Origin of the sequence: Bradyrhizobium sp. Rc2d, from assembly GCF_900099855.1 — a bacterium.
Lineage (GTDB): Bacteria > Pseudomonadota > Alphaproteobacteria > Rhizobiales > Xanthobacteraceae > Bradyrhizobium.
Genome location: NZ_FNCU01000008.1, coordinates 15,513 through 29,566, shown reverse-complemented (window position 1 = coordinate 29,566; position 14,054 = coordinate 15,513). Strand labels below are relative to the sequence as shown.

General features: G+C 65.2%; 17 protein-coding genes. 15 read left to right on the top strand and 2 right to left on the bottom strand.

All coding sequences use genetic code 11. The features are described 5' to 3' along the window. Positions 1-7 precede the first annotated feature (7 nt). The 7 genes from scpB (at position 8) to surE (ending at position 5,475) form a co-directional block, all read left to right on the top strand. Positions 8-760: an SMC-Scp complex subunit ScpB gene (gene scpB, locus BLV07_RS12755; RefSeq protein WP_165405914.1), complete on the top strand. Its 753-nt coding sequence runs from the start codon at positions 8-10 to the stop codon at positions 758-760. Between the two features lie 164 nt (positions 761-924). Continuing rightward, positions 925-1,161 (top strand): twin-arginine translocase TatA/TatE family subunit, encoded by a 237-nt coding sequence (locus BLV07_RS12750; RefSeq protein WP_091885538.1) that lies wholly within the window; start codon positions 925-927, stop codon positions 1,159-1,161. Positions 1,162-1,247: 86 nt separating this feature from the next. Further along, the gene (tatB, locus tag BLV07_RS12745; RefSeq protein ID WP_091885535.1) at positions 1,248-1,805 is read left to right on the top strand and encodes a Sec-independent protein translocase protein TatB; all 558 of its coding nucleotides are present in this window, start codon (positions 1,248-1,250) and stop codon (positions 1,803-1,805) included. After that, positions 1,802-2,611, top strand: coding sequence for a twin-arginine translocase subunit TatC (gene tatC / locus BLV07_RS12740; protein ID WP_091885532.1), 810 nt, complete (start codon positions 1,802-1,804; stop codon positions 2,609-2,611). The genes tatB and tatC overlap by 4 nt, the downstream gene beginning before the upstream one ends. Positions 2,612-2,846: 235 nt before the next feature. Further along, positions 2,847-4,178, top strand: coding sequence for a serine--tRNA ligase (serS, locus tag BLV07_RS12735; protein WP_091885528.1), 1,332 nt, complete (start codon positions 2,847-2,849; stop codon positions 4,176-4,178). A 59-nt stretch (positions 4,179-4,237) separates the two neighbouring features. Then, positions 4,238-4,600 (top strand): hypothetical protein, encoded by a 363-nt coding sequence (locus tag BLV07_RS12730; protein ID WP_091885518.1) that lies wholly within the window; start codon positions 4,238-4,240, stop codon positions 4,598-4,600. Between the two features lie 107 nt (positions 4,601-4,707). Beyond that, positions 4,708-5,475, top strand: coding sequence for a 5'/3'-nucleotidase SurE (gene surE, locus BLV07_RS12725; RefSeq protein ID WP_091885515.1), 768 nt, complete (start codon positions 4,708-4,710; stop codon positions 5,473-5,475). A 106-nt stretch (positions 5,476-5,581) separates the two neighbouring features. Here the strand turns inward: surE and BLV07_RS12720 are convergent, their stop codons facing one another. Continuing rightward, positions 5,582-5,953, bottom strand: coding sequence for a response regulator (locus tag BLV07_RS12720; RefSeq protein ID WP_091886060.1), 372 nt, complete (start codon positions 5,951-5,953; stop codon positions 5,582-5,584). Between the two features lie 41 nt (positions 5,954-5,994). Here BLV07_RS12720 and BLV07_RS46105 point away from each other — a divergent pair, with 41 nt between their 5' ends. The 3 genes from BLV07_RS46105 to BLV07_RS12710 all read left to right on the top strand — a co-directional run bounded on the left by BLV07_RS46105 (position 5,995) and on the right by BLV07_RS12710 (position 8,325). Next, positions 5,995-6,183: a hypothetical protein gene (locus BLV07_RS46105; protein ID WP_128933609.1), complete on the top strand. Its 189-nt coding sequence runs from the start codon at positions 5,995-5,997 to the stop codon at positions 6,181-6,183. Further along, complete coding sequence (locus BLV07_RS12715; RefSeq protein ID WP_091885512.1) at positions 6,180-6,830, top strand: protein-L-isoaspartate(D-aspartate) O-methyltransferase; 651 nt, start codon at positions 6,180-6,182, stop codon at positions 6,828-6,830. Before BLV07_RS46105 ends, BLV07_RS12715 begins: the two co-directional genes overlap by 4 nt. A 109-nt stretch (positions 6,831-6,939) precedes the next feature. Continuing rightward, positions 6,940-8,325 (top strand): LysM peptidoglycan-binding domain-containing M23 family metallopeptidase, encoded by a 1,386-nt coding sequence (locus tag BLV07_RS12710; RefSeq protein WP_091885509.1) that lies wholly within the window; start codon positions 6,940-6,942, stop codon positions 8,323-8,325. A 165-nt stretch (positions 8,326-8,490) separates the two neighbouring features. Here BLV07_RS12710 and BLV07_RS12705 read toward each other — a convergent pair whose 3' ends face one another. Beyond that, positions 8,491-9,474 (bottom strand): ATP-binding protein, encoded by a 984-nt coding sequence (locus tag BLV07_RS12705; protein ID WP_091885506.1) that lies wholly within the window; start codon positions 9,472-9,474, stop codon positions 8,491-8,493. A 182-nt stretch (positions 9,475-9,656) separates the two neighbouring features. Between BLV07_RS12705 and yajC the strand changes: the two genes are divergently transcribed. The 5 genes from yajC to BLV07_RS12680 all read left to right on the top strand — a co-directional run bounded on the left by yajC (position 9,657) and on the right by BLV07_RS12680 (position 14,022). Further along, positions 9,657-10,022 (top strand): preprotein translocase subunit YajC, encoded by a 366-nt coding sequence (yajC, locus tag BLV07_RS12700; protein ID WP_091885503.1) that lies wholly within the window; start codon positions 9,657-9,659, stop codon positions 10,020-10,022. A gap of 61 nt (positions 10,023-10,083) precedes the next feature. After that, positions 10,084-11,688, top strand: coding sequence for a protein translocase subunit SecD (gene secD, locus BLV07_RS12695; protein WP_091885500.1), 1,605 nt, complete (start codon positions 10,084-10,086; stop codon positions 11,686-11,688). Positions 11,689-11,698: 10 nt separating this feature from the next. Further along, on the top strand, positions 11,699-12,718 hold the full coding sequence (gene secF, locus BLV07_RS12690; protein ID WP_091885497.1) for a protein translocase subunit SecF: 1,020 nt from the start codon (positions 11,699-11,701) through the stop codon (positions 12,716-12,718). A gap of 60 nt (positions 12,719-12,778) precedes the next feature. Further along, the gene (locus tag BLV07_RS12685; RefSeq protein WP_091885494.1) at positions 12,779-13,162 is read left to right on the top strand and encodes an Mth938-like domain-containing protein; all 384 of its coding nucleotides are present in this window, start codon (positions 12,779-12,781) and stop codon (positions 13,160-13,162) included. After that, complete coding sequence (locus BLV07_RS12680) at positions 13,159-14,022, top strand: phytoene/squalene synthase family protein (RefSeq protein WP_091885491.1); 864 nt, start codon at positions 13,159-13,161, stop codon at positions 14,020-14,022. The genes BLV07_RS12685 and BLV07_RS12680 overlap by 4 nt, the downstream gene beginning before the upstream one ends. Positions 14,023-14,054: the final 32 nt, after the last annotated feature.

The following is a 14,054-nucleotide window of genomic DNA, read 5'->3' as shown; positions in this document are numbered from 1 at the left end:
ATCTGCCATGGCAAGCCTGGCTGAAGTGCGGGTAGAAGAGGCCGAGCCGATGGACAACGAATCCCAGGCACGTCCCGAGGAATTGCGGCTGCTGGAAGCGCTGCTGTTCGCTTCGAGTGAACCGCTGGATACCGCGACGCTGGCCAAGCGGATGCCGGATGGCGTCGACGTCAAGGCGGCGCTCGAGCAGCTCCAGGCCGATTATGCCTCGCGCGGCGTGAACCTCGTGCGCGTCGCCAACAAATGGACCTTCCGCACGGCCGGCGATCTCGCCTGGCTGATGACGCGGGAGAGCACCGAGACCCGCCGCCTGTCGCGTGCGGCAATCGAGGTACTGGCGATCATCGCCTATCACCAGCCGGTGACACGCGCCGAGATCGAGGAGATCCGCGGCGTCGTCACCTCGAAGGGCACGCTGGACGTGCTGCTGGAGACCGGCTGGATCAAGCCGCGCGGACGGCGCAAGACGCCCGGGCGCCCATTGACCTTCGGAACCACCGAGGACTTCCTGTCGCAGTTCACCCTGGAACAACTCGGCGACCTGCCGGGCCTCGAAGAGCTGAAGGGCACGGGCCTGTTGGATTCGCGCCTGCCGACCGGATTCAGCGTGCCGACGCCGTCGGATGATCCGGCGCTGCGTGAGGACGAAGATCCGTTGGAACCGGGCGAGGACCTCGATCTGGCGCTGGCGCCGGCGGTCGAGCCCGAGGCGCCGGAAGGCGGCAATGAGGGTGGCGGCGAAGGCGGCACTGAAGAGTGACGCCGGTCCGTTCACGGGCCACTGCGACCGGTTAACACTAGCAAGATTGCGTAGTGCCAACAGCGAATTGGCGCTGCCTTGGTCCTTGTTTTTGAGACCCGCCAAGCCTAGTTTTGGATGAAGATCGGCCGGTCCCCGGCCATGCGCGTTTGGAGGGTTGCAGGATGGGTTCACTCAGCATTTGGCACTGGATCTTGGTGATCGCAGTGGTCCTGCTGCTGTTCGGCCGCGGCAAGATTTCGGATCTGATGGGCGACGTGGCGCAGGGCATCAAGGCGTTCAAGAAGGGCATGCAGGACGACGACAAGCCCGCTGAAAAGCCCGAGCCGAACAAGTCCATCGAGCACAACAACGCCGCGCCGACCGCGGCACGGTCCGACGTCGGCAGCAAGGCCGTCTGAGCCAGAGAGCATGCGAGACGCGGGTAGCCCCGATCCTGCGCGCGAGGGATTGGGCCGGCTTGCGGCTGGCGTGAACGGAAGACCTCATGTTCGACATCGGCTGGAGTGAACTGGTCCTCATCGGGGTCGTGGCCCTCATCGCCATCGGCCCGAAGGAGCTGCCGGGCGTGCTGCGCATGGTCGGGCAGTGGATGGGCAAGGCCCGCAAGATGGCCGCCGAATTCCAGGGCCAGTTCCAGGAAGCGATGCGCGAGGCCGAGATGGCCGACCTCAAGAAGAGCTTTGACGAGGTCAAGGAAGCAGCGACCGGCTTCAATCCGCTGACTTCGCTTCAGAAGGACGTCAGCGACGCGCTCCGCGTCGATGCGCTCGACAAGCCGGCCGAGACGCCAGCCATCAGCGCCGCCGAACCGCCGGCGACTTCAAGCGAAGCGCTGGCGACTTCGAGCGAAGCACCGGCGACTTCAAATGAAGCGCCGGTAACGCCAACGACTCCGGAAGCCCCGACGCCCGCGACCTTCATGGAAGCCGAGGCGCATGCAGCCGCGAACGAGCCGCTGGCGATCACCCGTGAGGTCGAGCAGGCCCACGTCGCGCAAGACACCGCGCCATCCGAAGCGATCAAGGATGCCAAAGCGTCATGACCGACGCCGATATCGAGGCCAGCAAAGCCCCCTTGATGGACCATTTGATCGAGCTGCGGTCGCGGCTGATCAAGGCGCTGCTTGGCTTTGGCGTTGCCTTCATCTTCTGCTTCTTCTTCGCCAAGCAGATCTACAACGTGCTGGTCTGGCCGTTCGTGTGGGTCGCGGGTCCTGAGAATTCCAAGTTCATCTACACGGCGCTGCTGGAATATTTCATCACTCAGCTCAAGCTCGCGCTGTTCGGCGCCGGCTTCATCTCGTTCCCTATCGTCGCGACGCAAATCTACAAGTTCGTGGCGCCCGGTCTCTACAAGCACGAGAAGCAGGCCTTCCTGCCGTACCTGGTCGCGACCCCATTCTTCTTCGTGCTGGGCGCGGCGCTGGTCTATTTCGTCGTGCTGCCGATGCTGGTCCGCTTCTCGCTCGGCATGCAGCAGGCCGGCAGCGACGAGACCGCGCAGATCCAGCTCTTGCCCAAGGTCGGCGAATATCTGTCGCTGATGATGTCGCTGATCTTCGCCTTCGGCATCGCCTTCCAGCTTCCGGTGATCCTGACACTGCTCGGGCGGATCGGCATCATCACATCGAAGATGCTGCGCGAGAAGCGCCGCTATTTCATCGTCATCGCCTTCGTCATCGCGGCCGTGCTGACGCCGCCTGACGTGCTCAGCCAGTGCTCCCTGGCGATTCCCTTGCTGGCGCTCTACGAGGGTTCGATCATCGCGGTGGCGATGGTGGAAAAGAAGGCGGCGGCCTCGCAGGCCACCGGTACCGACGTGTCGACGCCGGCCAAGCCGGCGGAGTAAGGCGCTCCGATCTCCGCCGTCATTCCCCGCCACCGGGTCTCGCCTTCGGCGAGCCCGATGACAGGCTCCAGCGGGGAATCCAGTACGCCGCGGCCCCTCGGGGAATCACTAGCGTCTCTGGGATACTGGATCGCCCGCTTTCGCGGGCGATGACAGCTGTGCTAGGGGGAGGCGCGCCAGCGTAAACTGCCAACATGAACGTTGACCGTTTGCACGCTGCCCCAGGACCACAGTCATGCACGACATCAAATCGATCCGCGACAATCCGCAAGCCTTCGACGCCGGCCTCGCGCGGCGCGGCCTCAAGCCGATGTCGGCCTCGCTGCTCGCGATCGACGAGAAGCGGCGTGCGGCGATTCTGGCCTCCGAGCAGGCGCAGGCGCGGCGCAACGCGGCATCGAAAGAAATCGGCGATGCCAAGAAGGCCAAGGACGAGGCGCGCGCCGCCAAGCTGATGGCCGAGGTCGCCGAACTGAAGACCACGATGCCGCAGCTCGAAGCTGCCGCGAAGGCCGCCGACGAGGAGTTGACGAAAGAGCTGTCCGCGATCCCAAACATTCCGTTCGACGAAGTGCCCGACGGCGTCGACGAGCACGGTAATGTGCAGCACCACGTGTTCGGCAACAAGCGCAACTACAGCTTTGCGCCGAAGTTGCATGACGATCTCGGCACCGCGCTCGGCTACATGGATTTCGAGGCCGCGGCAAAGCTCTCCGGTGCGCGCTTTGTCGTGCTGAAGAAGGGGCTGGCGCGGCTCGAGCGCGCCATCGGTCAGTTCATGCTCGACCTGCACACCACCGAGCACGGCTACACCGAAATCAATCCGCCGCTGCTCGTACGCAACGAGGTGATGTTCGGTACGGGGCAACTGCCGAAATTCGAGGACGACCAGTTCTGGGCGATCAAGGGCGAGCTGCTGGCTGCGCCCGACCATGAGCGGCTAAAGACCGAGCGCCTCGGCCTGATCCCGACCGCAGAAGTGTCGCTCACCAACCTCGCGCGCGAATCCATTCTCGACGAGAAGCAATTGCCGATGCGCCTTACCGCGCTGACGCCGTGTTTCCGCGCCGAGGCCGGCGCTGCGGGGCGCGACACGCGCGGCATGATCCGCCAGCACCAGTTCACCAAGGTCGAGCTGGTCTCGATCACGACGCCGGAAGCGAGCAAGGACGAGCTGGAGCGGATGCTGTCCTGCGCCGAGCAGGTGTTGCAGAAGCTCGACCTGCATTACCGCGTGATGACGCTCTGCGCAGGCGATATGGGTTTCTCGTCGCAAAAAACCTACGACATCGAGGTCTGGATGCCCGGGCAGGGCGACGGCGGCATGTTCCGCGAGATATCGAGCTGCTCGGTCTGCGGCGACTTCCAGGCAAGGCGCATGGATGCGCGCTCGCGCGGGCCGGACGGCAAGCCGCGCTTCGTGCACACGCTGAACGGCTCCGGCACCGCGGTCGGCCGCGCGCTCATTGCGGTGATGGAGACCTATCAGCAGGAGGATGGCTCGATCGCGGTTCCCAGCGTGCTCCAGCCCTATATGGGCGGGCTGAAGGTGGTCGCGCGCGAGTAGGGTTGCGAAGATCGGGCGGCCGGCTATCCTGCCGGCCCCTCAACGCGAACCCACCATTCATGGCCTTGCACCGCGACATCTTCTGGGTCGGCCGACAATGGGCGGTGACGGGGGCCGGCATCCAGGCCGTCGATCAGCGCCTGCGCGGCGTGCTCGACATCGAGATCGCGCGGCTCTGGGATGACGATCTCGTGCGGAGTAGGCGGGCCAAGCCCGGAGTCAATGCAGCGGATTTCGACAAGGCGCTGACGGTCGCGCGCGAACGCTTTCCGCAGGCGCCGGTGTCCGACCCGTTCGTCGCGCAGCTGGAGGCGCTCGGCGTGATCGAAAATCCCGTCGAGAGCCCGGTCGTGCCGGCGATGCAGCTGCATGCCGAGGGTCGGCTGGCGCGCTTCCTGCCGCAATGGCGCATCCGCCGGTAACATGATCAAGCCGGGAACCTGGGCGCCGGACCCAATCGGCCGGTTTGCCTGATTGGGCAGAGCCGGATAAGACGGCTCAGACCCGCTTTCTGGAATCGATATTTCGCATGCGTATTCTCTGCACCAATGACGACGGCATCCACGCCCCCGGCCTCAAGGTCGTGGAGGAGATCGCGCGTGCCTTGTCCGACGACGTCTGGGTGGTGGCACCGGAGCTCGACCAGTCCGGCGTGTCGCATTCGCTGTCGCTGAACGATCCGTTGCGCCTGCGCGAGGTCGGCCCGCGGCACTTCGCCGTGCGCGGCACGCCGACCGACTGCGTCATCATGGGCGCGCGCCACATCCTCGGGCCCAAGCTGCCGGACGTCGTGCTGTCGGGCGTCAACAAGGGGCGCAACGTCGCCGAGGACGTGGTTTATTCCGGCACCATCGCTGGCGCGCTGGAAGGCACCATCCTGGGGCTGCCGTCGTTCGCGCTGTCGCAGGAATTCAGCGTCGAGACCCGCGAGCGGCCGCCGTGGGACACCGCGCGCAAGTTTGGGCCTGACATCCTGCGCAAGGTGATCGCCGCCGGCGTCCCGAAAGACACGGTGATCAACATCAACTTCCCGTCGTGTGCGCCGGAGGATGTGCTCGGCATCCGCGTCACGCGCCAGGGCAAGCGCAATCTCGGCTTCCTCAGGATCGACGAGCGCAGGGACGGCCGCGGCAATCCCTATTTCTGGATCGGGTTCGAGCGCACGGCGATGATGGACACGCCCGCCGACGGCACCGATCTCGCGGCGCTTCGCGAGCGCTACGTCTCGGTGACGCCGCTCAGGCTCGACCGCACCAATGAAGCGTTTTCAGAAGAATTGAGCGCGACGCTGAAGTAGCGCTTAGAGCATTATCGGTTCTGATCGAATCAGAACCGAAGCTCTAGATTCTTGTTTTGACGCGTTTTCTTCACGCGAACCGGTATCCACTTCGCTCGAAAACGCTCTAGCCGCTGCGAAGCGCGGCTTCGATGGTCTTGCCGAGTGCGTCGAGCTGGAACGGCTTCTGGAGCGCCGGCCGATCGCGGTACTGTTCGGGCAGGCCGGAGGAGCCGTAGCCGGTGGCGAAGATGAAGGGGCAGCCTTTCGCTCTGATAACATCGGCCACCGGCGAGATGACCTTGCCGTTGACGTTGACGTCGAGAATGGCGATGTCGAACTCGGTCGCCTGGGCGAGCCGCATGGCCTCGGTGATGTCGCCGGCCTCGGCAGCGACCTTGTAGCCGAGCTCTTCGAGCATGTCCGCAACCATCATCCTGATCATCACCTCGTCTTCGACGAGGAATACAGAGCGGCCGGAAAGCCCCGTCGCGGTCATGGTAGAGTCCTTGCCCATTCCCAAAAACGTTCGCAGATAACATGAATCGACGCAATGCGCGTTTTGACGAACGGCTGCCTGAAAATGGCGATCACGACTGGCCCGTTGCACGCCAATCTGTGCTCAAATATCCAGCCGAATGGTATCATGGGTTCCCGACCAAGGAACAAGATTCTCGCGCCCGGGTTGGCGACTTAACGGGCCTGACAACACAGCATTGGCAGCAATGACCTCCCATCAACCCCCGCCCGAAAAGATGATGTTTCAGCTCACGCTGAGGCGCCGGGGCATTAGCGATCAGGCCGTGCTGCGGACGATGGAGGAGGTGCCGCGCGAGCTGTTCGTCGACGACGCCAACCGCGACGGCGCCTATCGCGACAGTGCGCTGCCGATCGCCTGCGGGCAGACCATCAGCCAGCCCTTCGTCGTCGCCTACATGACCGAGCAGCTCCAACTCCAGAAGCGGCACCGCGTGCTCGAGATCGGCACCGGCTCCGGTTATCAGGCCGCCGTGCTGTCGCGGCTCGCAGGCCAGGTGCTCACGGTCGAGCGCTACCGCAAGCTCGCGGACACCGCACGCGCCAGGCTCGAAGAGCTTGGCTGCCACAATGTCGAGGTGATGCTCGGTGATGGCCTCAATCTGCCGGCCAATATCGGCCCGTTCGACCGCATCATCGTCACCGCCGCGATGGAGCAGATTCCAGAGAACCTGATCGAACGGCTCGAGATCGGGGGCATCCTGATCGCACCGGTCGGCCCGCATCAGGGCGTGCAGACGCTGACCCGCCTCAACCGCACCGAGGCGGGGATCGAGCGCAAGGAACTCGTCGATGTCCGCTTCGTGCCGGCGCTGCCTGGCGTGGCGCGGGAGCTGTAGAACTCCGGATTAGCTGTGCCGCCAACATCTTATTGGGAGGGTTAAGCCGTTATTTACTCGGCGCGTGTTTACTTAAAACACCAGTTCTGTTGCGTACGAGTGAGTAACCATGTCCGCTGTCGCCGAGTTGCTTTACTCGCGCCGCGTGCCGCAAGTCGCGGTGCTGGCGCTGATCTCCTTCAGTTTTGCAGGGTGCAGCGCCGACATGTCGTCGCGACTGTCCCAGTCGAATTTCTCCAATCCCTTCGCCTCGGAATCCACCGGTTCGGTGCAGCAGGCGCCACCGCCGCAGCGTGAGCTGCCGCAATATGCGCGGCCGCAGACGCAGCCTGGTTCCTATCAGTCCCAGCCCCTGCCTCCGCCCGCGGTGTCCACCCCGCAATCCTATCCCGTTGCCTCTGGCGGCGGAGTGTCCGGTGGCGGGCGCGGCGTCGGCTCCTATGCGCCCCCGACGCAGCCGCACATCGAGACCACGGCGACCGTGCCGCCACGCTCGGTTGCTGCAGCCCAGCCGGCCGGCGGCACCAAGATCATCGTCGGCACCAGCGACACGCTCGACGTGCTCGCCAAGCGCTATCATGTCACGCCGCAAGCGATCCTCGCCGCCAACGGCTACAAGGGCCCGCGCACGCTCTCGCCCGGCCAGCAGCTCATCATCCCGCATCCGGCCACGGCCGCTGCGCCCGCGCCGGCGATGGCTCCCGTCGCGGCTGTGCCTGCGGCGAAGTCGGTTGCAGCCGTCGCTGCGCCGCCGAGCACGCACTTCGTCAACCACGGCGACACGCTCGCCAGCATCGCGCGCAAGAACCACATCTCGGCGGCCGAGCTCGCCCGTGCCAACGGCCTCGCCCCCTCGGCCAAGCTCAAGCTCGGCACCAAGCTGACCGTGCCCGGTGCCAAGACCGCCGCCGTCGCGGCGCCGGTTGCCGCGGCTCCGGTCGCGGCTGCTCCGGTTGTGGGAACGCTCCAGCCCGTGGCGGCCGCTCCGGCGCCTGCTACCAAGATGGCCGCTGCCGCCGCGCCGGTGCAGAGCGCGCGTCTGGCGCAAGCCACGGCCAATGTTGAAGAGAAGCCCGCCGAGACGCCGGCGAAGGCTGCGGAGGCCACCGGCGCGCTGCCGACCTTCCGCTGGCCGGTGCGCGGCAAGGTGGTCACGAGCTACGGCGCCAAGACCAACGGCAAGTCCAATGACGGCATCAATCTCGCGGTGCCCGAGGGGACGCCGGTCAAAGCGGCTGAAGACGGCGTCGTCGCCTATTCCGGCAACGAGCTGAAAGGTTACGGCAATCTGGTCCTGGTTCGGCACTCCAACGGCTACGTCACCGCATATGCCCATGCGAGTGAGCTGTTGGTGAAGCGCGGCGATACCATCAAGCGCGGTCAGGTCATTGCCAAGTCGGGTCAATCCGGGGAAGTGGCGTCGCCGCAGCTCCACTTCGAGATCCGCAAGGGATCGAGCCCGGTTGACCCGCTTCAATTCCTGAACGGAGCGTGAGGCGGACGCTTCAGTCATGTGCACATCGCGCGCTCACTGTCATCGTCCGCGAAGGCGGAAGATCCAGTATTCCAGAGACAGCAATTGTTCAGCCGATAGGCCGCGGCGTACTGGATTCCCCGCCTGCGCGGGGAATGACAGGTGTAGGTGAGGCGAAACTGTCCGCTACTTCATCGTCAGCTTCACGCCGAGCCGTCCCGCCAGCTCCTGCACGAACTGCCAGGCGACGCGGCCCGAGCGGGAGCCGCGCGTGGTCGACCATTCCAGCGCCTCGCGCTCCAGCGCCTCGTCGTCGATCTTGATGCCGAAATGGCTGCAATAGCCGCGCACCATGGCGAGGTACTCGTCCTGGCTGCAGCGGTGAAAGCCGAGCCAGAGGCCGAAGCGATCCGACAGCGAGACCTTCTCCTCGACCGCTTCGCCGGGATTGATCGCGGTCGAACGCTCGTTCTCGATCATCTCGCGCGCCAGCAGATGGCGGCGGTTGGAGGTGGCGTAGAGGATGACGTTCTCGGGCCGGCCTTCGATGCCGCCTTCGAGTACGGCCTTGAGCGATTTGTAGGACGCATCATTGCCGTCGAAGGAGAGATCGTCGCAGAACACGATGAAGCGGAAGGACGAGGCGCGCAAGCACTCCATCAGCGCGGGCAGGCTTTCGATGTCCTCGCGATGGATCTCGATCAGCTTCAGCTTGTCGGCCGGTTTGCGCTCCGCGTTGAGGCTGGCATGCGCCGCCTTCACCAGCGATGACTTGCCCATGCCGCGCGCGCCCCAGAGCAGGGCGTTGTTGGCGGGCAGGCCATTGGCGAAGCGCTCGGTGTTCTCCATCAGGATGTCGCGCATCCGGTCGACGCCCTTCAGCAGGAATAGCTCGACGCGGCTGACCCGCGGCACTGCCGCAAGGCGGCCGTCCGGATGCCAGACGAACGCGTCGGCCCGTTCGAACGACTCGGGTTCGAGGGCCGGGTTGCCCTGGGCCGACAGGTGCGCCGCAATGGTCTCCAGCGCGCGGACGATGCGCTCCTGGGAGGGATCGACCGGGGCTGCCTGAGGGGCGCCCTTGGGACGTTTTGCCGCGACGCGGGCGGGCTTCTTGGCAGGGGTATTGGGGCCTTTGCCGGCCGGGCTTTTGCTGGGTTTTTTGGGCATGTCCGAAGTTCCTGAGAATGCAGCCTTATCGGGCCTGAGGACGCGCCGCAAGGTGGGCCAAAAGGGCAGTCTGGCAGCGTTGCAATTGGGGCAATGGCCGCTATAGTCCGCGCGAATTTGACCGAACCGGTCGCCTTTGAGGGCCTGACCGGCTTTCCCCCGTTGTCACGAGGATCGTCCGAATGCTGATTACCCCTGCGTATGCCCAGGCCGCGGGCGCCGGCGACACCAACAGCATGTTGATGTCGCTGCTGCCGTTCGCCCTGATCTTCGTGATCATGTACTTCCTGATTCTGCGTCCGCAGCAGAAGAAGGTCCGCGATCATGCCGACCTCGTGAAGAACATCCGCCGCGGCGACACGGTGGTGACCTCGGGCGGCCTCGTCGGCAAGGTCACCAAGGTCGTCGACGACGACCAGATCGAGTTCGAGATCTCCGACGGCGTGCGCGTGCGGCAGATGCGCCAGATGATCTCAGGCGTGCGCGCCAAGGGCGAACCGGCCAAAGAATCCAAGGAAAGCGCCAAGGACGACAGCGCGGCGAAGTGAGTGCTTCCCCGCGAGTCACTATAAGTCTCCTGCAAGTCTCCTGATCTGACAGGTCTAGTCGATGTTGTATTTCACGCGGTGGAGGGCGCTCGGGATTATCCTGACGGCGCTGATCGTGTGCCTCTGCGCGGTCCCCAACTTCTTCCCCGAGGCGCAGGTCAAGACCTGGCCCGCCTGGGCGCAGCGCCGGCTCGTGCTCGGCCTCGACCTGCAGGGCGGATCCTATCTGCTGCTTGAGGTCGATTCCGCCTATGTGAGGAAGGAGAGGCTCGACCAGATCCGTGACGACGTTCGCCGGACGCTGCGCGATGCCAAGATCGGTTTCACCGGTGGCGTTACCGTGCGCAACGACGCGGTCGAAGTTCGCATCAGTAAGGAATCCGATGCGCAGGCCGCACTCGCCAAGCTGCGCGAGCTGTCGCAGCCGCTGGGCGGCCTCATGGGATCCGGCGGTCAGCGCGACCTTGAGGTCACCGATGCCGGTGGCGGTGTGATCCGCCTGAGCATCCCGCAGGCCGCGATGCTCGACCGCATGCGCAAGACCATCGAGCAGTCGATCCAGATCGTCGAACGCCGCGTCAACGAGCTCGGCACCGTCGAGCCCGTGATTCAGCGCCAGGGCAACGACCGCATCCTGGTGCAGGTCCCCGGCCTCCAGGACCCGACGCGCCTGAAGGAACTCCTGGGCAAGACCGCGAAGATGGAATTCCGCATGGTCGATACCTCCGTGCCGCCGGATCAGGCGCAGCAGGGCAGGTTGCCGCCGGAATCCGAACTCTTGATGAGCGCCTCGCCGCCGCCGACACCTTACGTGGTCAAGAAGCAGGTGCTGGTCGCCGGCGGCGATCTGACCGATGCCCAGGCGAGCTTCGACCAGCGCACGGGTGAGCCGGTCGTCAGCTTCAAGTTCAATACGTCGGGCGCGCGCAAATTCTCGCAGGCGACGCAAGAGAATGTGGGACTGCCGTTCGCGATCGTGCTCGACAACAAGGTGATCTCGGCGCCCGTCATCCGCGAGCCGATCACCGGCGGCCAAGGCCAAATCTCCGGCAATTTCACCGTGCAATCGGCCAACGATCTCGCGATCCTCCTGCGCGCCGGCGCGCTGCCGGCGCCGCTCACGGTGGTCGAGGAACGCACCGTCGGTCCGGGTCTCGGCCAGGATTCGATCGAGAAGGGCGAGCTTGCGGCCTATGTCGGCTCGATCCTCGTCATCGTGTTCATGCTCGCGACCTACCGCCTGTTCGGCGTGTTCGCGAACGTCGCGGTGGCAATCAACGTCGCGATGATCTTCGGCCTGCTGTCGCTGCTCAACGCCACGCTGACGCTGCCCGGCATCGCCGGCATCGTGCTCACCGTCGGCATCGCGGTCGATTCCAATGTGCTGATCTACGAGCGCATCCGCGAGGAGCTGCGCGGCGGCCGCAACGCGATCTCGGCGATCGACGCCGGCTTCAAGCGGGCGCTGGCGACCATCCTCGATTCCAACATCACCACCTTCATTGCTGCCGCCGTGCTGTTCTACATCGGCACCGGCCCGGTGCGCGGCTTTGCCGTGACGCTCGGCATCGGCATCATCACCACGGTGTTCACCGCCTTCACTCTGACGCGGCTGATCGTCGCCGGGTGGGTGCGGTGGAAGCGGCCGCAGAGCGTGCCGATCTAGGAGCCTGATCGTGACTCACACCGTTCTCATCGGGCTCGGCGTCCTCATCGCCATTCTCACCGTGGTCGCGGCCCTCGGCCTCTTGCCGTCGCTGCGTATCGTCCCGGACAATACGCATTTCGACTTCACGCGCTTTCGCCGCGTCAGCTTCCCGATCTCGGCGGCGCTGTCGATCGTCGCGATCACGCTGTTCTTCACCCACGGGCTGAATTTCGGCATCGACTTCCGCGGCGGCACCTTGCTCGAGGTGCAGGCCAAGTCCGGCACCGCCGACATCGCGGCGATGCGCACGACGTTGGATTCCCTGCGTCTCGGCGAAGTCCAGCTCCAGCAGTTCGGCGGCCCCGCGGACGTCCTGATCCGCGTTGCAGAGCAGCCCGGCGGCGACGCCGCGCAGCAGGAGGCCGTGCAGAAGGTCCGCGCAGCGCTCGGCGATTCCGTCGAGTATCGCCGTGTCGAGGTGGTCGGCCCGCGCGTCTCCGGTGAGCTCTTGGCCTACGGCATGCTCGGCCTGATGCTCGCGATCGTGGCGATCCTGATCTATCTCTGGTTCCGTTTCGAATGGCAGTTCGCGCTCGGCGCCATGATCGCCAACGTGCACGACATCGTGCTCACGATCGGCTTCATGTCGATCAGCCAGGTCGATTTCGACCTGACCAGCATCGCCGCGCTGCTGACGATTCTCGGCTATTCGCTCAACGACACCGTCGTCATCTACGACCGTATCCGCGAAATGCTGCGGCGCTACAAGAAGATGCCGATGCCGCAGCTGCTCAACGAGTCCATCAACTCGACGCTGTCGCGCTCCATCATCACCCACGTCACGGTGACGCTGGCACTGCTCGCGCTGCTCTTGTTCGGCGGCCACGCCATCCACAGCTTCACCGCGGTGATGATGTTCGGCGTGGTGCTGGTCGGCACCTACACCTCGATTTTCATTGCGGCCCCGATCCTGATCTATCTCGGCGTCGGCGAGCATCGCGAAGATGCGCCGGACACGGCTACGCCGGCGAAGAAAAACAAGGCATGATCCGAACCGCATGCCCCCGCACGCGTTTGCGGGGGTAGTAAGCTCATTCGGACCTGGCTCATGGCTGGCGACCCCAACGCACCCCATTTCCCGCGCTCGGCGCCGATCGAAGCCTATGGCAAGGGCGGCTTCGCCTTCGCCGGCATGTCGCATCGAGGATCGTTGCTGTGCCTGCCCGACGCGATCTGGGCCTGGGACGTGACGGACCCCACCAAGATCGACCGCTACTCGCTCGATCGCGTGTTCACGGCCGCCAACAGCATCGACACGCTTCTGGTCGGCACTGGAACCGGGGTTTGGCTTCCGCCGCCGGAACTCCGCCAGGCCTTGAAGGCGGTGAGGGTGGTACTGGATACGATGCAGACCGGCCCCGCCGTGCGCACCTACAACATCATGATCGGCGAGCGGCGCCGCGTGGCAGCCGCGCTGATCGCGGTGCCATGAGCAGCACCGCGCCGCCACCCGATTCGGCTACCTTCTGCGCCGATCTCGTGCGCAGCCACGACTTTCCGCGTTACGTCGCGACGCTGTTCGTACCCGCCGCAGAGCGCCGCGCGCTGCTGGCGCTCTATGCCTTCAATGCGGAGATCGTGCGCGTTCGCGACCAGGTGAGCCAGCCCTTGCCCGGCGAGATTCGCCTGCAATGGTGGACCGACATGCTGTCAGGCCATGTCCATGGCAGCGCCGAGGGCAATCCGGTGGCGGCGGAGCTGCTCCGCGCGATCCGCGATTACGACCTGCCGGTCGAGCCGCTGTCGCTGCTCGCCGACGAGCACCAGTTCGATCTCTACAACGATCCGATGCCGACCATGGCGGCACTGGAAGGCTATCTGGCGGCGACCTCATCGGCGTTGTTTGCCCTTGCAGCCCGGATCATGGCGCCGCCGTCGGAGGCGGCCGAGCATCTCGGCCGTCATGCTGGGCTTGCCCAGGGAATCGTCCAGGTCGTTGCCAACCTGCCGCGTGATGCGGCGCACCGGCAATTGTTCCTGCCGCAGCAAGTGCTGGCGAGCCACAACTGCAATATGGAGGATGTGTTCGCCGGCAAGGAGACGCCGAGCCTGCGCGCCGTACTGGACCAGCTCGCGGGCGAAGCGCGGCAGCATCTGACCACGGCCTCCTCGCTGCTGCCGCAGTTGCCGCCATCCGTGCGGCTCGCGTTTTTGCCACTGAGCCAGACCCGGGCCGATCTGAAGCGCCTGTCGAAACCAGGCCGCAATCCGTTCGCGCCGCAGCCGGCCTCGCGGCTGCGCACGCTGTGGACGCTGTGGCGGGCTTCACGCTCCAGGGAATTTACCAAATAGGGGTCGGCTTATCGCCTGTGGCGGCCAAATGC